The sequence below is a fragment of the Pseudoxanthomonas sp. LjRoot206 genome (assembly GCF_056175725.1).
In genome coordinates this window covers 930,469-948,047 of record NZ_JBGFFI010000002.1, presented here as the reverse complement: position 1 = coordinate 948,047, position 17,579 = coordinate 930,469, and the positions used below count along the sequence as shown (strand labels likewise).

The window sequence follows — 17,579 nt, the reverse complement described above, 5'->3', positions numbered from 1 at the left end:
GTTGTCGCCCGGCATCACCATCTCCACGCCTTCCGGCAGGGTCACGGCGCCCGTGATGTCGGTGGTGCGGAAGTAGAACTGCGGACGGTAACCCTTGAAGAACGGGGTGTGGCGGCCGCCTTCGTCCTTGCTCAGCACGTAGACTTCGGCTTCGAACTCGGTGTGCGGGGTGATCGAACCCGGCTTGGCCAGCACCTGGCCACGCTCCACGTCGTCACGCTTGGTGCCGCGCAGCAGCAGACCGGCGTTGTCGCCCGCCTGGCCCTGGTCCAGCAGCTTGCGGAACATTTCCACGCCCGTGACCGTGGTCTTCTGGGTCGGRCGGATACCGACGATCTCGATTTCCTCGCCCACCTTGATCACGCCGCGCTCGATACGGCCGGTCACCACGGTGCCGCGRCCCGAGATCGAGAACACGTCTTCCACCGGCATCAGGAACGGCTTGTCGACGTCGCGCTCCGGGGTCGGGATCCAACTGTCCAGCGCATCAACCAGCTTCAGGATCGCCGGCACGCCGATCTCGCTCTGGTCGCCTTCCAGCGCCAGGCGGGCCGAACCCGAAATGATAGGGGTGTCGTCGCCCGGGAACTCGTACTTGCTCAGCAGCTCACGGACTTCCATCTCGACCAGCTCGAGCAGCTCGGCGTCGTCGACCATGTCGGCCTTGTTCAGGAACACCACGATGTACGGCACGCCGACCTGGCGCGAGAGCAGGATGTGCTCGCGGGTCTGCGGCATCGGGCCGTCGGCGGCCGAGCACACCAGGATCGCGCCGTCCATCTGGGCCGCACCGGTGATCATGTTCTTCACGTAGTCGGCGTGGCCCGGGCAATCCACGTGCGCGTAGTGGCGCGAGGCGGATTCGTATTCCACGTGCGCCGTCGAGATCGTGATGCCGCGCGCCTTCTCTTCCGGCGCCGCGTCGATCGCGTCATAGGCCTTGAACTCGCCACCGAAACGCTCCGCGCCGATCTTCGTCAGCGCCGCCGTCAGCGTCGTCTTGCCGTGGTCAACGTGACCAATCGTGCCCACGTTCACGTGGGGCTTGGTGCGTTCGAACTTACCCTTTGCCATGGCTGCTGGTTCTCGAGTGGATCAATGGATGGAAGTGGTGCTCACGAAAGGAATCGAACCTTCGACCTCCTCCTTACCAAGGAGGTGCTCTACCGACTGAGCTACGTGAGCGTGAAACCGGTGTGTTGCCTGGATTGCCGCAGATCGTCCTGCGCGGGTGTTCAGTGGAGCGGGAGACGGGAATCGAACCCGCACTAGTAGCTTGGAAGGCTACAGTTCTACCATTGAACTACTCCCGCACCGGGAGACCACTACAACGCGAAACAACAACGAAAACTGGTGGAGGGAGGTGGATTCGAACCACCGAAGGCGTAAGCCAGCAGATTTACAGTCTGCCCCCGTTGGCCGCTTGGGTATCCCTCCGGGATCACCGGAGTGATTGGGCCGGAGGGCCAAATCAAACCAGGGTGAAACAGCCCGAGATTTTGGCGTGTGCCGGCACGTCTGTCAACGCGTCCGGGACACTTTTTTCTCAGACGTTGAACCTGAAATGCAGGACGTCGCCTTCCTGCACGCGATATTCCTTGCCTTCCAGGCGCAGGCGCCCGGCATCGCGGGCCCCGGCCTCGCCCTTGTACTTGAGGTAGTCGTCGAAGGCGATGGTCTCGGCGCGGATGAAGCCCTTCTCGAAGTCGGTATGGATCACGGCCGCCGCCTGCGGGGCGGTGGAGCCGGCCTTCACCGTCCAGGCCCGCACTTCCTTCACGCCAGCGGTGAAGTAGGTCTGCAGGCCGAGCAGCGTGTAGGCCGCCCGGATCACCCGGTTCAGGCCCGGCTCGTCCAGGCCCAGATCGGTCAGGAACGCATCGCGGTCGGCGTCGTCCAGCTGGGACAGCTCTTCCTCGATGGCGGCCGACACCGGCACGACCTGCGCGCCCTCGGTGGCGGCGCGGGCACGGACGGCCTCCAGGTGCGGGTTGTTCTCGAACCCGTCCTCCAGCACGTTGGCCACGTACATCACCGGCTTCAGCGTGAGCAGGAACAGGTCGCGGACCAGCGCCTTCTCCTCGTCGTCCAGACCCAGCGCGCGGCCCGGCTTGCCGTCGTTGAGGCCGGCCTGCAGCTTCTGCAGCACGGGCTTGCGCGCGATGGCGTCCTTCTCGCCCGCCTTGGCGGAGCGCTCGGCGCGGTTGAGCGCCTTCTCGACGCTCTCCAGGTCGGCCAGCGCCAGCTCGGTATCGATGGTGTCGATGTCAGAGAGCGGATCGATGCGGTTGTTGACGTGGATGACGTCGTCGTTCTCGAAGCAGCGCACCACGTGGGTGATCGCATCCACTTCGCGGATGTGCGCCAGGAACTTGTTGCCGAGGCCTTCGCCGCTGGCGGCGCCCGCCACCAGGCCGGCGATGTCGACGAACTCGACGGCCGTCGGAATGACCTTCTGCGGCTTGACGATCTCGGCCAGCTGGTTGAGGCGCAGGTCCGGCACGGGCACCACGCCCACGTTCGGCTCGATGGTGCAGAACGGGAAGTTGGCCGCGGCGATGCCCGCCTTGGTCAGCGCATTGAACAGGGTGGACTTGCCGACGTTCGGCAGACCCACGATGCCGCATTTGATGCCCATGTGTACGTCCCGGATTCGTGATTCTTCACTCGTGATTGGCGATTCGCAGCACCCGTGGCCGCAAATCGCCAATCACCAGTGAGCCATCACGCCTTCTGCGTATGCAGTCGCGTCATCGCATCCATGAAGTTGCCCGCTACCGCCAGCGGCAACACATCCATCGCATCATCGATCGCCCGGGCGATCAGGACTTCGTCGTCCTTGCCCGGCTTGCCCAGCACCCAACCCGTCACCCGGTCCTTGTGGCCAGGATGGCCGATACCGATGCGCAGCCGGTGGAACTTGCCATGCCCGAGATGCTGCATGGTGTCGCGCAGGCCGTTCTGTCCGCCGTGCCCGCCATCGAACTTCAGGCGCGCGGCACCCGGCGGGAGATCGAGCTCGTCGTGCGCCAGCAAGGCCTCTTCCGGCGCGATCTTCCAGAAGCGCAGCGCGGCCGCGACCGACTTGCCGCTGAGGTTCATGTAGGTGGCCGGCTTCAACAGCCAGACCGGCTGGCCGGCGATCACGACCTTGGCGGTTTCGCCGAACAGCTTGCTGTCCAGTCCGAACCGCTCACCCTGCCGTTCCGCCAGGGCGTCGACAAAATGGAACCCGGCGTTGTGCCGGGTTCGGGCATGTTCGGCACCGGGATTGCCCAGTCCGACGATGAGGCGCAGGCCTGCCATGGGAACGCATCGCACACCTTCGCCCGCCGGAGCGGACGAAGGCTCATGCGATTACTTGTCGTCCTTCTTGGCGACCTTCGAAGCCGGCACCTCGGCCGACTCGGCCGGGGCTTCTTCGGCCTCTTCCTTGCCGTGCTTGGCGATCACGACGGCGACGTCGTGTTCCTTGCCCAGCTTCAGCTCGGGGATGACGACGCCGGCCGGCAGCTTGACGTCGGACAGGTGGATCACCGCGCCGATGGCCAGGTCGGCCAGGTCGATCTCGATGAATTCCGGCAGGTCCTTCGGCAGGCACTCGACGACGACTTCGTTCAGCTCGTGGGTGACCACGACTTCGGCGGACTTGCCGGCCGGCGACTTGTCTTCGTTGAGGAAGTGCAGCGGCACGGCGGTGCGCAGGGACTCGTTCTCGTTCACGCGCTGGAAGTCCAGGTGCATGATCTGCTGCTTGAACGGATGACGCTGCATGTCACGCAGCAGCACCTTCTGGATGTCGCCGTTGAGGCTCAGGTCCAGGATCGACGAGTAGAACCAGTCGTGCTGGGAGGCCAGCCAGACCTCGTTGTGGTTCAGCTGGATGCTGACCGGCTTCAGTTCGCCACCGTAAACGATGGCAGGCACGGTGCCCGCGTGACGGAGGCGGCGGCTCGCACCCTTACCCTCGTCTTCGCGGCGCTCGACCTTGATTTCATGCGTCTTAGCCATTTTCTTCACTACCTAATTGTTGGACCGCCCTGCGGCGATCTGATGAAAGGTTCACCCGCGACCAGATGAACCCGGAAAGCCGCCCGCCGATGTCCTGGCGAGCAGCGGAGACTCAATCCACGTACAGCGAACTGACCGACTCGCCGAAGGCGATGCGGCGGATCGTTTCCGCCAGCAGTTCCGCCACCGACAGCTGGCGGATCTTGCTGCAGCCCTGCGCCTGCGGCGAGAGCGGGATGGTGTCGGTGACGACGAGTTCGTCGAGCACCGAATTGTTCAGGTTGTCCACCGCCGGGCCCGAGAGCACGGGATGCGTGCAGTACGCCGCCACCTTGTTGGCACCGTGCTGCTTCAGCGCCGCGGCCGCGGCGCAGAGCGTACCGGCGGTGTCGACGATGTCGTCCACCAGCACGCAGTCCTTGCCCTCCACGTCGCCGATGATGTTCATCACCGTGGCGACGTTGGCGCGCGGACGGCGCTTGTCGATGATCGCCAGGTCGGCGTCGTCGAGGCGCTTGGCGACCGCACGGGCGCGGACCACGCCACCCACGTCAGGCGACACCACCAGCAGGTTCTCCGTGCCATAGGCGCGCCAGATGTCGGCGAGCAGCAGCGGCGACGCATACACGTTGTCCACCGGGATATCGAAGAAACCCTGGATCTGGTCGGCGTGCAGATCCACGGTCAACACACGATCCGCACTGACGGCACCGAACATCTTTGCCGCCACCTTCGCCGTGATCGGCACGCGCGAGGAGCGCATGCGGCGATCCTGGCGGGCGTAGCCGAAGTACGGCACCACCGCGGTGACGCTGCTGGCCGATGCGCGCTTCAGCGCGTCGATCAGCACCAGCAGCTCCACCAGGTTCTCGGCGCTCGGCGCGCAGGTCGGCTGCACGACGAACACTTCCTGCCGGCGCACGTTTTCCTGGATCTCGACCTGGACTTCGCCGTCGGAGAACCGGGACACCAGCGCCTTGCCCGGGCGCACGCCCAGCTCGCGGCAGATGCTGTTCGCCAACGGCTTGTTGGCGTTGCCGGAGAACACGAGCAGGTTACGTTCGTCTTGCATGGTGTCGTCTCGGCGGATGCGGCTGGACTGGATTGGCAGGGGCGGAAGGATTCGAACCTACGAATGCCGGGATCAAAACCCGGTGCCTTAACCACTTGGCGACGCCCCTAGGCGTTTTTCTCCGTCCCGCGAACCTGCGCCAGCGCATCCAGCAGCGGCGAGCGCGCCGCGCCCTCCACCACCCAGGCATGAAGCCCGGCAGGCAGTGACGCCAGCGCGACCTCGGCAGAGGTCCGATCGGCGAACTGCACGAAGCAGCCGCCGCCGGAACCCGTCAAACGTGGCGTACCGATCTGCGACAGGGCCTGGAAGACCGCCTCGATGGCAGGCTCCCGGCGACGCACGACCGGCTCGAACGCGTTGCCGAGCAGTGATCCCGAAACGAAGTCCGATATTTTCGCGGGTGCAGCATCACGCGTCAAATCCGGGGATGCGAACAGCGCCGCCGTGGGCACATGAACACCGGGATCGACCAGCACGTACCAGGCGGCCGGCAGGTCCAGCGGCGTCAGGACCTCGCCCACTCCTTCCGCCCAGGCATTCTCACCACGGACGAAGACGGGCACATCCGCGCCCACCTGCAGCCCCAGCGATGCCAGCCGGTCCGCTGCCAGGCCGCAGCCCCAGAGGTGGTCCAGGGCGACCAGCACAGTCGCGGCGTCCGACGAGCCGCCACCGAAACCGCCGCCGGCCGGAACGCGCTTTTCGACGCCAATATCGACACCTTGGACGATATTGGCCTCTTTTTTCAGGAGTTTGGCGGCACGGATGACCAGGTCATCGGTCTCAGAGACTCCCGGCACGGACTCACCCGCCCGTCGGATCTCGCCATCCGCCCGAGGCCGGAGGTGGATCGTGTCTCCCCATTCCAGCAGCCGGAACACGGTCTGCAGGAGGTGGTAGCCATCCGCCCGACGACCGACGATCTGCAGGGTCAGGTTGAGCTTGGCCGGCGCCGGCCAGGCCGACCAGCCGTCCGCAACCGGAAACAGGCTCATCGGGGCGCGAGCTGCCACTGGTCGACGGCGACCTTCACCGTCGCGCCCTGGCGGCGCGCCTCCATGCGGCGCGGCATGACCGGATGCTCACCCTCGGCAGGAAACCAGTCCAGGTAGTCCACGCGCCATCCCTGCTGGGTCAGGCTCCGCAGCCGGCCATCGGCGGCATAGTCCACGCCGTCCGCTGCGACCGAAGGATCGGCCACGCCACGCGCCCAGTGCGCCATCGAGGCCACCGGAATGTCCCAGCCGGTCGCCTCACGCAGCAGGCGATCCGCATCGTCGCCCTGCCGTGGCCCACCCTCCAGTCCATCGAGTCGCGCGGCGCGGGTCTGCAGGTCGCCGCCGAGGCGCCAGCTCTGCCGGGTGACCGGCGCGCTCAGCGCGACCTGATAGCCGGTGCCCGTCTGCTGCCAGTCGATGCGGCCACTGCCGCCCTTCCCGTTCGCGTTGACCGCCACCCGGCCGGCGAACGACCAGTCCGGCTGCGAGGCCAGCCACGCGGTGCGTGTCGCCTGCGCGGCCTGCGCCGCCGCCAGCGCCTCGGGGTCGCGCAGCGTCGGCGAATCCAGGGCAGGGCCGCGCGTGGCGCAGCCCGCCATCGACAGGGCCGCGAGCCCCGCCAGCAGCCATCCTGAAACCTTCATGCGCCTGTCTTCTCCAGCGCCCGCAGCAGCGAGCGGTTGTCGGGATCGAGCTTGCGCGCCTCATCGAAGTAGCGGCGCGCCTCGTCCTTCTGCCCCATCACCCACAGCACTTCGGCCACATGGGCCGCGATCTCGGGGTCCTTCTGCAGCGTGAAGGCGCGCCGCAGTTCGACCAGCGCCTCCGCATTGCGGCCGAGCCGGTACAGCACCCAGCCATAGCTGTCGATGATGGCCGCATCGTCCGGCACCGCGGTACGCGCGCGATCGATCAGCTCCAGCGCCTCCTGGTAGCGCGTGGTGCGGTCGGCAAGCGTGTAACCCAGCGCATTGAGCGCCGCCACATTGTCGGGCTCAATGACCAGGATGCGGCGGAAATCGGCCTCCGCATGGTCGATGCGGTCGCGCCGCTCCCAGGCCAGACCGCGCGAGTACAGCAGTGCCAGATCGTCCGGATAAGCAGCCAGCCCGCGCGCGAACACTTCGAGTTCGCCCGCGTCCTGTTCGTCCTGCTGGCGCAGCTCGGCCTCCATCAGATAGGCGTCGCGGCGCGTGCCGTCCTCGACGCTGGCGTCGCCCTGCAGCGTGCGCGCCTCGGCGAAGGCCTCGTCCTTGCGCCCCAGGTCGAACAGCGTCTTGAGCGCGCGCAGGCGAGCGTCGGCGCGCTGGTCGCCGGCGGGCACGCTGCGGTACCAGGTCAGGGCTTCGTCCCGACGCTCCAGGAACTCGGCCATCTGGCCGAGCAACAGGCGGCGGTCCGGGCTGTACTGGGTGGGCTGGTCCGCACCGGCCTGCTTCAGCTCCTCGTACAGCGCATTCAGCGCGGTCTTGTCGTCGGCCTTGGCCAGCAACTGCGCGCGAAGTCCGTAGGTCAGCGTGTCCTGCGGCCCCTGCCCCATCGCCCGCGACGCCGCCGCCGGGTCGCCAAGGCGGTCGTACTCCTCGGCCAGCTTGAGCCGCAGGGCGCCATCGGTCGCTGCCCTTGGCAGCAAGCCATCCAACACGGCGCGCGCCTCCTGCTTGCGGTCCGCCTGCAACAGCTGGCTCGCCTGCAGCAGCTCCACCAGCGGCTCGCCGGCAAAGCGTTTCACAACATCGCCGACCATGCGCTCGGCCAGCGCCGGCTGCTCGAGCTGCTGAGCCAACCCGGTGAAGGCCAGCCACGGCGGCAGCTTGTTCGGAATGGCGCCATCGTCCACCAGTTCGCGCAGCAGCCGCGGCGCCAGCGCCGGATCCTTGCCGCCGCTGCCCAGTGCCGTCAGTGCATACCGCCATCCGAGGTTGTCCGGGTCCTTCAGTAGCGCGGCGAGCTCCCGGCGCGCCACACGCGCCTGCCCCTGGCGCAGCGCCAACGTGGCTTCCGCACCGCGCAGCGCCAATGTCCTCGGGGACCGCGCCCGCCACAGCTTGATCGCCTCGGCGGCACGGGCATCGTCCTTGGCCAGCAGGGCGATGCGGGTAGCGCGCTCGGCCAGCCCGGCATCGTCGCCCCGCTTCGCCGCGTCCAGGTACCAGCGCGCGGCGTCCGGCAACTGGCCGGCCTGCAGGGCGAATTCGCCCGCCATGACTGTGGTCAGCGCGTCGTCCCGTGCAGTGGCCGGCGATGCGGCAGGTGCCGCGACCGCGGAAGGCATGGCGACCGCGAGAACCAGCGCCGCGGCCCAAGTACGAATCATTTCGGGCATGAACGTCACGTCGGCCGTAAAATGGCGGCCCTGATATGAGCCAGCAGCTTACTGCAAGCGCCTGAACGATGACGTTGTGGGTCCTCGGATTGAACCACCAGACCGCGCCGGTCGACCTGCGCGAACGGGTGGCATTCGACGCCGGCACGGTGCCGCACGCGTTGTCGTCGCTGCGGGCGCTGCCCGACGTGGTCGAGGCCGCCCTGTTGTCGACCTGCAACCGCACCGAGCTGTACGCAGTGGCCGAGGACGGCGACGTGCTGGCGAGCTGGCTGGCCACGCATGCCGATGGCCTCGAGGGCTATCTCTACCGCCATCGCGACGCCGACGCCGTGCGCCACCTGTTCCGGGTCGCGACCGGACTGGACTCGATGGTGCTGGGCGAACCGCAGATCCTCGGCCAGGTGAAGGACGCCTGGGCGACGGCGCGCGAACATGGCGCGCTGGGCAACCGCCTGGACCGCCTGTTCCAACAGACCTTCGCCGTCGCCAAGCGTGCGCGTACCGACACCCGCGTCGGCGCGAACCCGGTCTCGGTCGCCTCCACCGCGGTGCGCCTGGCGCAGAACTCCTTCGCCCGCCTCAGCGAGTCCACCGTGCTGCTGGTCGGCGCCGGCGAGACCATCGAGCTCGCGGCCAAGCACCTGAGCGAGGGCAAGGTGCGCCGGCTGCTGATCGCCAACCGCACGCTGTCGCACGCGCAGGAGCTGGCCAGCCGCCATGGCGGCTACGCGCTGCCGCTGGCCGAACTGGAACGCCACCTGGCCGAAGCCGACGTGGTGTTCTCCGCCACCGCCGCGCGCGAGCCGGTGGTGCTGCAGGCACAAGTGGCCGCCGCACTGGCCAAGCGCAAGCACAAGCCGATGCTGCTGTTCGACCTGGCCGTGCCCCGCGACATAGAAGCCTCCGTAGCCGAGCTGCGCGACGCCTACCTCTACACCGTCGACGACCTGGAGCGCGCGGTCGAAGACAACCGCCGCGGCCGGCGCGAAGCCGCCGATGCCGCGGAAGCCATCATCGACGTGCAGGTCGGCCGCTTCATGGAGAACCTGCACGCCGGATCCCGCCAGGAACCGCTCAAGCGCCTGCGCGCCCTGGGCGAATCCACCCGCGAGGACGTGCTGGCGAAGGCCCGCCAGCAACTCGCCAACGGCCGCGAACCGGAGCAGGTGCTGGAGTTCCTCGCCCACACGCTGACCAACCGCCTGCTGCATCCGCCGACCGCGGCGCTGCGCGAGGCTGCGGTAAGCGGCGACGCGGAACTGGCGCGCGCCGCCGACCGCCTGTTCCCCGCGCAGCCGCCCTATTCCCACCTGAAGAAAGACGATGACGCCGACGCTGCGCCGTAAGCTCGAAGCGTTGGCCGAACGCCGGGAAGAACTGGAACGCCTGCTCGCCGATCCCGGCGTGATCGGCGACAGCGACCGCTTCCGCAATTTCTCGCGCGAGTTCTCCCAGCTGGAGCCCGTCGCCACCGCGATGGCGGAGGAAAAGCGCGCGCAGGCCGACCTGGCCGCCGCGCAGGCGATGCGCGACGATCCGGAACTGGCCGAACTGGCCGACGAAGAGATCGCCGCTGCCCAGCTGCGCCTGGCGCAGCTCGACGACGAGCTGATGCTGTTGCTGCTGCCGAAGGACAACCGCGACGAAGGCAACCTGTTCCTCGAGGTCCGCGCCGGTACCGGCGGCGACGAGGCGGCGATCTTCGCGGGCGACCTGTTCCGCATGTATGCACGCTACGCCGAGCGCCAGGGCTGGAAGGTCGAGATCGAATCCGACAGCCCCGGCGAGCACGGCGGCTACAAGGAAGTGGTGGCGCGCGTGGTTGGTCGCGGCGCCTATTCGAAGCTCAAGTTCGAATCCGGCACCCATCGCGTGCAGCGCGTGCCCGAGACCGAATCGCAGGGCCGCATCCACACCTCGGCAGCGACGGTGGCGATCATTCCCGACGTGGACGAAGTCGATGACATCGTCATCAATCCGGCCGACCTGAAGGTCGACACGTTCCGTTCCTCCGGCGCGGGCGGGCAGCACGTCAACAAGACTGAGTCGGCGATCCGCATCACCCACGTGCCGAGCGGCGTGGTGGTGGAATGCCAGACCGAGCGCAGCCAGCACGCCAACCGCGACAAGGCGATGAAGCGGCTGAAGGCGCAACTGCTCGATGCCGAGCGCAGCAAGCAGCAGGCCGCGCAGGCGGAGACGCGCAAGCTGCAGGTCGGCAGCGGCGACCGCAGCCAGCGCATCCGCACCTACAACTTTCCGCAGGGCCGCATCACCGACCACCGCGTGGAAGGCCTCACGCTGTACGACCTGCCCAACATCATCCAGGGCGACCTGGACGAACTGATCGACCGCCTCGGCCGCGAACACCTGGCCGACGAACTCGCCCGGCTGACGGAGGCCGCATGACCGCCACGATCAGGCAGGCGACGCCGGACGATCTCGACACGGTCGCGCGCCTGTTCGACCTGTACCGCGTGTTCTACGGCAAGCCCTCGGATCCCGCGTTGGCGCGCGACTTCATCCAGGCCCGCATGACCCGCGGCGAATCGGTGATCCTGCTGGCGGAGATCGACGGTGATGCCGCCGGCTTCACCCAGCTCTATCCGGCCTTTTCCTCGGTCAGCGCCACCCGTACCTGGATCCTCAACGACCTGCTGGTACTGCCGGAGGCTCGCCGCCAGGGCGTCGCCCGTGCACTGCTGGCCGCGGCCGCAGATTTCGCCCGCGCCGACGGCGCATTGCGGCTGGAACTGGAAACCGACCACGACAACGCCACCGCACAGGCGCTGTACCGCGCGATGGGCTGGACGCCGTACGACGGCACCCTGCGCTTCCGCCTGCCGCTCTAGCCGCCGCGAGGACGCTGGCGTCCTCGCTTTGGGAGCGACGTCAGTCGCGAACCAGGCATCACCGTCGCGACTGACGCCGCTCCCACACCTGCTTCGTGTGGATCGTGCTTGTCTCGCACAGCCGGCAGTCGCTAGGCTCCCCCTATGATCATCACTCACGCCTCCGCCACCACGCGCACCTTCAAGCCAGGCGGTCGCGGTGACCATTGACGATCCACGCAGCGAGCGCACGCGACTGCGGTTGCACGTGCAGCAGCAGCCACAGGACTTCATCGCCTGGGTAATGCTGTCGGATGCCGAACTCGACCACGGCGATGCCGACGCCGGACGGCGTGCCGCCGAGCGCGCATTGAATCTCCGCCCGCGTCATCCCGAAGCCCTCGCCCGCCTCGGTCGCAGCCACTGGCTGTCGGGCCGCCATGTGCAGGCCGCACAGGCGCTGAGCGAGGCCGCGGCGCAAGCGCCGCAGCATCCCGGCATCGCGCTGTGGCTGGGCCATGCGCTGGAAGACGCCGGCGAAGCCGAGGCGGCGGCGCAGGCCTACGAACACGCGTACCGGCTGGTGCCGGGCGAACCGATGTTCGCCGCCCATCTGTTGAACTGGCGCCGCAGACTCTGCGACTGGCGCGACCTCGACGCGCTGTCGGCCCAGGTGCGCCGCGCGGTGCGCGACGGCACTGGCGTGGTCGAGCCGTTCGCCTTCCTCAGCGAGGACGCCACCGCCGACGAACAACTGGCCTGCGCACGCCAGCGCGCGCAAGCGCTCGCCGCCGTGATCCGGCCACTGCCGCCCGCACCACCGGCGCAGGACGATGCGCCGCTGCGGCTGGGCTTCCTGTCCAACGGCTTCGGCGCACATCCGACCGGCCTGCTCACGGTGGCGTTCTTCGAAGCGTTGCAGGCGAGCGGAACGGCGAACGCACACCTATTCGCGCTCACGCCCGGCGACGGCAGTCCGATCCGGCAACGGCTGGCGGCCGCGACACAGTTGCATGACGTGTCCGGGCAGTCGCATGCACGCATCGCCCAGGCCATCCGCGACCAGCGCATCGACGTGCTGTACGACCTGCGCGGCTGGGGCGGCGGCGGCACGCCGGAAGTGCTGGCGATGCGACCGGCACCGGTGCAGGTGAACTGGCTGGCCTATCCCGGCACCTCCGGCGCGCCGTGGATCGACTACGTGCTGGCCGATCGCTTCGCCCTCCCAGAAGCGATCGCGCCGTCCTACAGCGAAGCCGTCGCCTGGCTGCCGGGCGCGTTCCAGCCGTCGGACACGCGTCGCGCGGTCGACACGCCGCCGTCGCGCGCCGCATGCGGGCTTCCCGACACCGGCATGGTCTACGCCTGCTTCAACAACAGCTACAAATTGAATCCGCGCAGCATGGCGCGGATGTTCGGCGTGCTCCTCCAGGTCGACGGCAGCGTGCTGTGGCTGCTGTCGGGACCGGGTCGCGCCGACGATCGCCTGCGCGCCGCGGCGCAGGCGCGTGGCGTGGATCCCGCGCGCCTGGTGTTCATGCGCAAGCTGCCGCATGCGGAGTACCTGGCGCGCTACCGGCATGTCGACCTGTTCCTCGACACGCATCCCTACAACGCGCATACCACCGCCTCCGACGCGCTGTGGGCGGGCACGCCCGTGCTGACCTGCCCGGGCATGACGTTCGCCGCGCGGGTCGCCGGCAGCCTCAACCACCATCTCGGCCTGGACGACATGAACTTGGCCGACGACGCGGCGTTCGTCGCGACGGCGATCCGCCTGGGACGCGACACCGCAACGCGCGCGGAGCTGCGCGCGCGCCTGCAGGTGGCGATCGCGCAGGCGCCGCTGTTCGACATGCCGCGGTTCGCGGACGGGTTTGTCGACGTGGCCCGGCGCATGGCTGACCGGCACCGCAAGGGCCTGCCGCCTGCGCCGCTCGACTGACCCGCGAGTGCGCTACCCTTCGGGCATGAGCCATGCCGACGCCTTGATTCCCCTTCACCTGTGCGTGCTGACCGTCTCCGACAGCCGCACGCTCGCCGAGGACCGTTCCGGCGACTACCTCGCCGAGGCGCTCGCACAGGAAGGCCACCAGCTGCACGATCGCGCGCTGTTGCCCGACGACCGTTACCGCCTGCGCGCGCAGGTCTCGCAGTGGATCGCCGATCCTGCCGTCGACGGCATCCTGGTGACGGGCGGCACCGGCTTCACCGGTCGCGATTCCACGCCGGAAGCGTTGCTGCCGTTGCTGGACAAGGAAATGCCCGGCTTCGGCGAACTGTTCCGCCACATCAGCGTGGACGAGATCGGCACCTCGTCGCTGCAGTCGCGCGCGTTCGCCGGCCTGGCCAACCAGACCTTCATCTTCTGCCTGCCGGGCTCCACCTCGGCCTGCCGCACGGCATGGGAGAAGATCATCCGCGCCCAACTCGATGCCCGCACGCGCCCCTGCAACCTGGCGACGTTGCGTCCCCGCCTGAAGGAATGAGCAAGGAGAGCCTGCGATGTCGCTCGATGCCACCCTGCGTCTGCTGACCAAGGCCAGCGGCCTGACCGCCGCCGACCTCGCCGCCGCCATCCCGCGCGCCGGCGTCGCCACGGTGAAATCCTGGCTGGCCGGCGAGAAGATGCCCGGCGGCGACCAGCTCGCCGCACTCGCGCGCGCCTTCGGCGTACCGGCCGGCGCGCTGCTGTCGGAACTGGCGACGACGCTGGACCCGGCCCGCACGCAGGGCGAACACGACCTGCTCGCCGCCTACCGCGCACTCACCACGCGCCAGCAGGGCGCGCTGCTGGAAGTCGCCCGCGGCATGGCCGGGCACAAGGCACGCCGCAAACGCTGATTCCCCCGCCACACAGGAGGTCGTGATGAAACCGCTCAAGCGCAAGGATTACGAAGCACGCCTCAAGCCACTGCAGCTGGAACTGGCCGCGATGGCGCGCTGGGCCTCCCACTGCGGCGCCCGCATCGTGGTGGTGATGGAAGGCCGCGATACCGCCGGCAAGGGCGGCGCGATCGGCGCGATCACCGAACACCTCAATCCTCGCCAGTGCCGCGTGGTGGCGCTGCCCAAGCCCAGCGAGCGCGAAGCCTCGCAGTGGTACTTCCAGCGCTACATCTCGCACCTGCCGGCGGCCGGCGAGATCGTCCTGTTCGACCGCAGCTGGTACAACCGCGCCGGCGTCGAGAAGGTCATGGGCTATTGCAGCGACGAGCAGCACGCGCGCTTCCTGCAGCAGGCGCCGGTGTTCGAGCGCGGCATCACCGACGACGGCATCCTGCTGTTCAAGTACTGGCTGTGCGTGGACCAGGCGCAGCAGGAAGAACGCTTCGCCGAGCGCGCGGAAGAGCCATTGAAGAGCTGGAAGCTGTCGCCGATCGACCTGAAGGCGCGCGAGAAGTACGCCGACTACACCGCCGCCCGCGAGACCATGCTCAAGGCCACGCACACCAAGCATGCGCCGTGGACGCTGGTCGACTTCAACGACCAGCGCACCGGGCGGCTGACCTTGATCCGCGACCTGCTCGATCGCCTGCCCGACACGCAGGTGCCACTGGAACCGCTGGGCCTGCCGCCGCTGAAGGGCAAGCTGCACAAGGAACGCTACGGCATCCTCAAGCCGATCAAGCCGCAGCGCGGCGACTGATCGATGCGCATGACCTGGATGGCCACGCTGTGGCTGGCCGCTGCGCCTGCGTTGGCGCAGGACGCCACGGCGCCCGAGGATCCGTCCGCGACGACGCTGGAGACGCTGACCGTCCGTCCGGACCCGGGGGAAGTGGTGGACCTCTACCGCTTCCGCAATCCCATCGACGTCGACTCCGGCGCGCTCGGTGGCAGTTGGAAGGAACCCACCAGCCTGGAGCAGCTCGGCAAGAACGGCGGCATCGTGCCCGTACTCGTCGGACTGGCGGCGCAGCAGGTGCAAAAGGGTGCGCGAAAGATTCCCGGCTGGAAGGAACCCGTACAGGCCGCCGTCGCGCGGCCGCCGCCGCTGGACGACGAGCAGCAAGCCCGCGCCCTGCGCCTGTACGACGCCGGCGAGCCTTCACGGTGAAACCCGAGCAAGCAGAGCGACAGGTATCGCCTCTGTGTAACGTGCGCCATGCGCACGGAGTCAGCACATGATCGTGCGGTCGCGTGGTCGTGCGCGTGGCGCACGCTACGTAGACAGGCCCGTCAGCCGGTGACGAAGCCTTCGTTCACCGGCGCGGTCCACACCTCGCGTACCACCGCATCGACACGGGCCGCGGGCGGCCCCTCGTGGAGCCACGCTTCCAGCGCGTCCAGTGCGGCGGCATCGCCTTCGGCGACCACGTCCACGCGACCGTCCGGCAGGTTGGTCGCGCGACCGGACAGGCCGAGATCGAGCGCGCGCTCGCGCGTCGACGCGCGGAAGAACACGCCCTGCACCTTGCCACTGACCAAAAAGCGCGCGGCCATCATGCCTTCGCGGCGGGACCGCCGGCCGCGGCGATGGCGGCCTCGATGTCCTTGCCGGTCACCGGGCCGAGGAACTGCTTGGCGACCTTGCCGTCCGGCGCGATCACGTAGGTCAGCGGCAGGCCGCGCGGCGTGGCGAAATCGGCCGGCGGGTTGTAGACGTCGAGGATGGCGATCGGGTACACCACCGGCCGTTCGGCCAGGAACGCCTTCAGCTCGTCCGCTTCGATCTCCTCGTACGCCAGCCCGATCACCTCGATGTGCTCGTTGTCCTTGTCCAGCGCGGACAGGTCGGGCATTTCCTTCAGGCACGGCGCACACCAGGTGGCCCAGAAATTCACCACCACCCACTTGCCGCGGTGCGCGGCCAGCATGTAATCGGCGCCGTCCAGCGTCTTCACCTGCAGCGTCGGCACCTCGGCCGTGCGATCGGCAGCCTTCTGGCTCGCAGGTTCCACCGCCTGCACGTGCGCTTCGATCGCGGGCGAGGCCGCTTCCGACGGCGACGAACCGGCACTGCACGCCGCCAGCAACAGCACCGTGGCCAGCGACAGGGAGGAAAGGGACTTCATGCAGGCTCCTGGTTGGATTCGACGTACAGGTCGCTGACGCGCTTCTTCAGCAGTTCGCGCAAGGGCATGCGCAGGTCGTCCAGCGCGACGCGCGCGGCGCGGCCCAGCGCATCGTCGTGGAACGGCAGGTGGGCCTCGGCGACGGGAATGCGCAGCTGGCAGGCTTCGTACAGGTCGCACAGCGTCAGGTCGTCCAGGTCGCGCGACAGCAGCCACTCGCCCTCTTCGTCCCTGCGCAGCAGGTTGATGCCGGCCAGCTGGCCCAGCATCTGCTGGATCAGCGAATCGGTCAGCATCGGCTCCATCGCCAGGATCTGGTCGCTGTGCAGGCCGCGTCCCTGCGCGCGCGCCTGCGAGAAGCGACCGAGCATGCGCAGCAGGCCGTACAGTTCGTAGCCCAGCGGGAGCCGCAGCGCGACCGGCTGGTAACGGAACGCCGCCATGCCGGAGGCGAGCGACGCACCGAGCAGCACGGCGACCCAGCACAGGAAGATCCACAGCAGCAGGATGGGCGCGGCCGCCACCGCGCCGTAGATCTTCTGGTAGGAGTTGAAGCTGCCCAGGTACAGGCCCAGCCCCCACTTCGCCAGTTCCAGCAGCACGGTCGCCAGCAGTGCGCCCGCCACCGCATAGCGCCACTTGATGGTCCGGTGCGGCACCACGCGGTAGATCACCACGATGGCCGCCAGTTCGATCAGCACCGGCGCGACGCTCAACGACAGCGCCTGCAGCCACTTGCCGCCGCTGGTCGCGAACACCGGCAGCGCATAGAAGCGCGCGGACAGTGCCAACGATGCCGCCGCCATCAGCGCGCCCAGCGTCAGCACCGTCCAGTAGACCAGGAAGCGCGACAGCTTCGGCCTTGCACTGTGCACGCGCCAGATATTGTTGAAGGTGGTCTCGATGCTGTTGAGCGTGATCAGCAGCGACGCCACCAGCGCGATCACGCCGACCGCGGTCAGCTTGCCGGTGTTGGAGAGGAAGCCGTCCAGCTTCTCCTTCAGGCTGACCGCCGCGCCGGGCAGGAAGTTGGCGAAGATGTAGTCGCGCAGCTGCGCGCTCCATTCCTGGAACACCGGGAACGCCGACAGCACGCCGAACACCACCATCGCCAGCGGCACCAGCGCGAACAGGGTGGTATAGGCCAGCGAGCCGGCGGCCTGGAACAGGCGGTCGTCGAGGAAGCGCTTGGCCAGAAAACGGAAGAAGGTCCCCATGCGTGCGCGGTCGCGCAGGCGATCGGTCCAACGGTTCAACGAGTCCAGTGGCTCCATGGGCGGAAGGGTAACCGATGCGTCACGGGACCGACATCGCCGA

19 protein-coding genes and 4 tRNA genes are annotated in these 17,579 nt (G+C 68.3%); 8 read left to right on the top strand and 15 right to left on the bottom strand.

The genetic code is table 11. The annotated features are described in order from the left end of the window. The 12 genes from tuf to AC04MD_RS09120 all read right to left on the bottom strand — a co-directional run. Positions 1–1,074, bottom strand: a 1,074-nt coding sequence (gene tuf, locus AC04MD_RS09175; RefSeq protein ID WP_475496951.1) for an elongation factor Tu, incomplete at its 3' end; no start/stop codon positions are given. A gap of 35 nt (positions 1,075–1,109) precedes the next feature. Next, positions 1,110–1,185 (bottom strand) — tRNA-Thr (locus tag AC04MD_RS09170). 54 nt (positions 1,186–1,239) lie between these two features. Continuing rightward, a tRNA-Gly gene (locus AC04MD_RS09165) sits at positions 1,240–1,313 on the bottom strand. A 38-nt stretch (positions 1,314–1,351) separates the two neighbouring features. Then, positions 1,352–1,437, bottom strand: a tRNA-Tyr gene (locus AC04MD_RS09160). A 109-nt stretch (positions 1,438–1,546) separates the two neighbouring features. Then, complete coding sequence (gene ychF, locus AC04MD_RS09155) at positions 1,547–2,638, bottom strand: redox-regulated ATPase YchF (RefSeq protein WP_475496950.1); 1,092 nt, start codon at positions 2,636–2,638, stop codon at positions 1,547–1,549. Between the two features lie 86 nt (positions 2,639–2,724). Continuing rightward, complete coding sequence (pth, locus tag AC04MD_RS09150) at positions 2,725–3,306, bottom strand: aminoacyl-tRNA hydrolase (protein ID WP_475496949.1); 582 nt, start codon at positions 3,304–3,306, stop codon at positions 2,725–2,727. 51 nt (positions 3,307–3,357) lie between these two features. Beyond that, the gene (locus tag AC04MD_RS09145; protein WP_475496948.1) at positions 3,358–4,011 is read right to left on the bottom strand and encodes a 50S ribosomal protein L25/general stress protein Ctc; all 654 of its coding nucleotides are present in this window, start codon (positions 4,009–4,011) and stop codon (positions 3,358–3,360) included. Positions 4,012–4,123: 112 nt separating this feature from the next. Further along, complete coding sequence (locus AC04MD_RS09140; RefSeq protein WP_055940747.1) at positions 4,124–5,083, bottom strand: ribose-phosphate diphosphokinase; 960 nt, start codon at positions 5,081–5,083, stop codon at positions 4,124–4,126. A gap of 33 nt (positions 5,084–5,116) precedes the next feature. Further along, a tRNA-Gln gene (locus AC04MD_RS09135) sits at positions 5,117–5,192 on the bottom strand. After that, positions 5,191–6,081 (bottom strand): 4-(cytidine 5'-diphospho)-2-C-methyl-D-erythritol kinase, encoded by an 891-nt coding sequence (ispE, locus tag AC04MD_RS09130; protein ID WP_475496947.1) that lies wholly within the window; start codon positions 6,079–6,081, stop codon positions 5,191–5,193. Before ispE ends, AC04MD_RS09135 begins: the two co-directional genes overlap by 2 nt. Further along, positions 6,078–6,728 carry a lipoprotein insertase outer membrane protein LolB gene (gene lolB, locus AC04MD_RS09125; RefSeq protein ID WP_475496946.1) on the bottom strand — a complete coding sequence of 217 codons (651 nt, stop codon included), beginning with the start codon at positions 6,726–6,728 and terminating at the stop codon, positions 6,078–6,080. Before lolB ends, ispE begins: the two co-directional genes overlap by 4 nt. Beyond that, complete coding sequence (locus AC04MD_RS09120; protein WP_475496945.1) at positions 6,725–8,410, bottom strand: tetratricopeptide repeat protein; 1,686 nt, start codon at positions 8,408–8,410, stop codon at positions 6,725–6,727. The genes lolB and AC04MD_RS09120 overlap by 4 nt, the downstream gene beginning before the upstream one ends. 68 nt (positions 8,411–8,478) lie before the next feature. Between AC04MD_RS09120 and hemA the strand changes: the two genes are divergently transcribed. From hemA to AC04MD_RS09080, 8 genes are all read left to right on the top strand, one after another. Beyond that, positions 8,479–9,759 carry a glutamyl-tRNA reductase gene (gene hemA, locus AC04MD_RS09115; protein ID WP_475496944.1) on the top strand — a complete coding sequence of 427 codons (1,281 nt, stop codon included), beginning with the start codon at positions 8,479–8,481 and terminating at the stop codon, positions 9,757–9,759. Further along, the gene (gene prfA, locus AC04MD_RS09110) at positions 9,737–10,822 is read left to right on the top strand and encodes a peptide chain release factor 1 (protein ID WP_475496943.1); all 1,086 of its coding nucleotides are present in this window, start codon (positions 9,737–9,739) and stop codon (positions 10,820–10,822) included. Before hemA ends, prfA begins: the two co-directional genes overlap by 23 nt. Further along, on the top strand, positions 10,819–11,265 hold the full coding sequence (locus AC04MD_RS09105) for an N-acetyltransferase family protein (protein WP_475496942.1): 447 nt from the start codon (positions 10,819–10,821) through the stop codon (positions 11,263–11,265). Before prfA ends, AC04MD_RS09105 begins: the two co-directional genes overlap by 4 nt. 199 nt (positions 11,266–11,464) lie before the next feature. Beyond that, positions 11,465–13,189, top strand: a complete 1,725-nt coding sequence (locus tag AC04MD_RS09100; RefSeq protein ID WP_475496941.1) for an O-linked N-acetylglucosamine transferase, SPINDLY family protein — start codon at positions 11,465–11,467, stop codon at positions 13,187–13,189. Between the two features lie 25 nt (positions 13,190–13,214). Further along, positions 13,215–13,733 carry a molybdenum cofactor biosynthesis protein B gene (gene moaB / locus AC04MD_RS09095; protein ID WP_475496940.1) on the top strand — a complete coding sequence of 173 codons (519 nt, stop codon included), beginning with the start codon at positions 13,215–13,217 and terminating at the stop codon, positions 13,731–13,733. A 16-nt stretch (positions 13,734–13,749) separates the two neighbouring features. Beyond that, the gene (locus tag AC04MD_RS09090) at positions 13,750–14,088 is read left to right on the top strand and encodes a helix-turn-helix domain-containing protein (RefSeq protein ID WP_162338509.1); all 339 of its coding nucleotides are present in this window, start codon (positions 13,750–13,752) and stop codon (positions 14,086–14,088) included. 25 nt (positions 14,089–14,113) lie between these two features. Beyond that, positions 14,114–14,893 (top strand): polyphosphate kinase 2, encoded by a 780-nt coding sequence (gene ppk2, locus AC04MD_RS09085; protein ID WP_475496939.1) that lies wholly within the window; start codon positions 14,114–14,116, stop codon positions 14,891–14,893. A gap of 3 nt (positions 14,894–14,896) precedes the next feature. Further along, positions 14,897–15,304, top strand: coding sequence for a hypothetical protein (locus tag AC04MD_RS09080; protein WP_475496938.1), 408 nt, complete (start codon positions 14,897–14,899; stop codon positions 15,302–15,304). Between the two features lie 122 nt (positions 15,305–15,426). On the opposite strand, the gene AC04MD_RS09075 is transcribed toward AC04MD_RS09080, so the two are convergent. From AC04MD_RS09075 to AC04MD_RS09065, 3 genes are read right to left on the bottom strand one after another with little or no spacing between them, the layout of a single operon-like run. Continuing rightward, entirely contained in the window at positions 15,427–15,693 is a 267-nt protein-coding gene (locus AC04MD_RS09075) for an acylphosphatase (protein WP_475496937.1), read from the bottom strand. Continuing rightward, entirely contained in the window at positions 15,690–16,262 is a 573-nt protein-coding gene (locus AC04MD_RS09070) for a TlpA family protein disulfide reductase (RefSeq protein ID WP_475496936.1), read from the bottom strand. Before AC04MD_RS09070 ends, AC04MD_RS09075 begins: the two co-directional genes overlap by 4 nt. Continuing rightward, positions 16,259–17,536, bottom strand: coding sequence for a YihY family inner membrane protein (locus tag AC04MD_RS09065; RefSeq protein ID WP_475496935.1), 1,278 nt, complete (start codon positions 17,534–17,536; stop codon positions 16,259–16,261). Before AC04MD_RS09065 ends, AC04MD_RS09070 begins: the two co-directional genes overlap by 4 nt. Positions 17,537–17,579 lie beyond the last annotated feature (43 nt).

Bases quoted from the DNA above. Each gene is read 5' to 3' on its own strand.
- AC04MD_RS09120 (WP_475496945.1), bottom strand. From the start codon at position 8,410: ATGCCCGAAATGATTCGTACTTGGGCCGCGGCGCTGGTTCTCGCGGTC.
- AC04MD_RS09065 (WP_475496935.1), bottom strand. From the start codon at position 17,536: ATGGAGCCACTGGACTCGTTGAACCGTTGGACCGATCGCCTGCGCGAC.
- lolB (WP_475496946.1), bottom strand. From the start codon at position 6,728: ATGAAGGTTTCAGGATGGCTGCTGGCGGGGCTCGCGGCCCTGTCGATG.
- AC04MD_RS09105 (WP_475496942.1), top strand. From the start codon at position 10,819: ATGACCGCCACGATCAGGCAGGCGACGCCGGACGATCTCGACACGGTC.
- AC04MD_RS09070 (WP_475496936.1), bottom strand. From the start codon at position 16,262: ATGAAGTCCCTTTCCTCCCTGTCGCTGGCCACGGTGCTGTTGCTGGCG.
- AC04MD_RS09140 (WP_055940747.1), bottom strand. From the start codon at position 5,083: ATGCAAGACGAACGTAACCTGCTCGTGTTCTCCGGCAACGCCAACAAG.
- ychF (WP_475496950.1), bottom strand. From the start codon at position 2,638: ATGGGCATCAAATGCGGCATCGTGGGTCTGCCGAACGTCGGCAAGTCC.
- ispE (WP_475496947.1), bottom strand. From the start codon at position 6,081: ATGAGCCTGTTTCCGGTTGCGGACGGCTGGTCGGCCTGGCCGGCGCCG.
- AC04MD_RS09075 (WP_475496937.1), bottom strand. From the start codon at position 15,693: ATGATGGCCGCGCGCTTTTTGGTCAGTGGCAAGGTGCAGGGCGTGTTC.
- AC04MD_RS09080 (WP_475496938.1), top strand. From the start codon at position 14,897: ATGCGCATGACCTGGATGGCCACGCTGTGGCTGGCCGCTGCGCCTGCG.
- AC04MD_RS09145 (WP_475496948.1), bottom strand. From the start codon at position 4,011: ATGGCTAAGACGCATGAAATCAAGGTCGAGCGCCGCGAAGACGAGGGT.
- hemA (WP_475496944.1), top strand. From the start codon at position 8,479: ATGACGTTGTGGGTCCTCGGATTGAACCACCAGACCGCGCCGGTCGAC.
- pth (WP_475496949.1), bottom strand. From the start codon at position 3,306: ATGGCAGGCCTGCGCCTCATCGTCGGACTGGGCAATCCCGGTGCCGAA.
- AC04MD_RS09090 (WP_162338509.1), top strand. From the start codon at position 13,750: ATGTCGCTCGATGCCACCCTGCGTCTGCTGACCAAGGCCAGCGGCCTG.
- ppk2 (WP_475496939.1), top strand. From the start codon at position 14,114: ATGAAACCGCTCAAGCGCAAGGATTACGAAGCACGCCTCAAGCCACTG.
- moaB (WP_475496940.1), top strand. From the start codon at position 13,215: ATGAGCCATGCCGACGCCTTGATTCCCCTTCACCTGTGCGTGCTGACC.
- prfA (WP_475496943.1), top strand. From the start codon at position 9,737: ATGACGCCGACGCTGCGCCGTAAGCTCGAAGCGTTGGCCGAACGCCGG.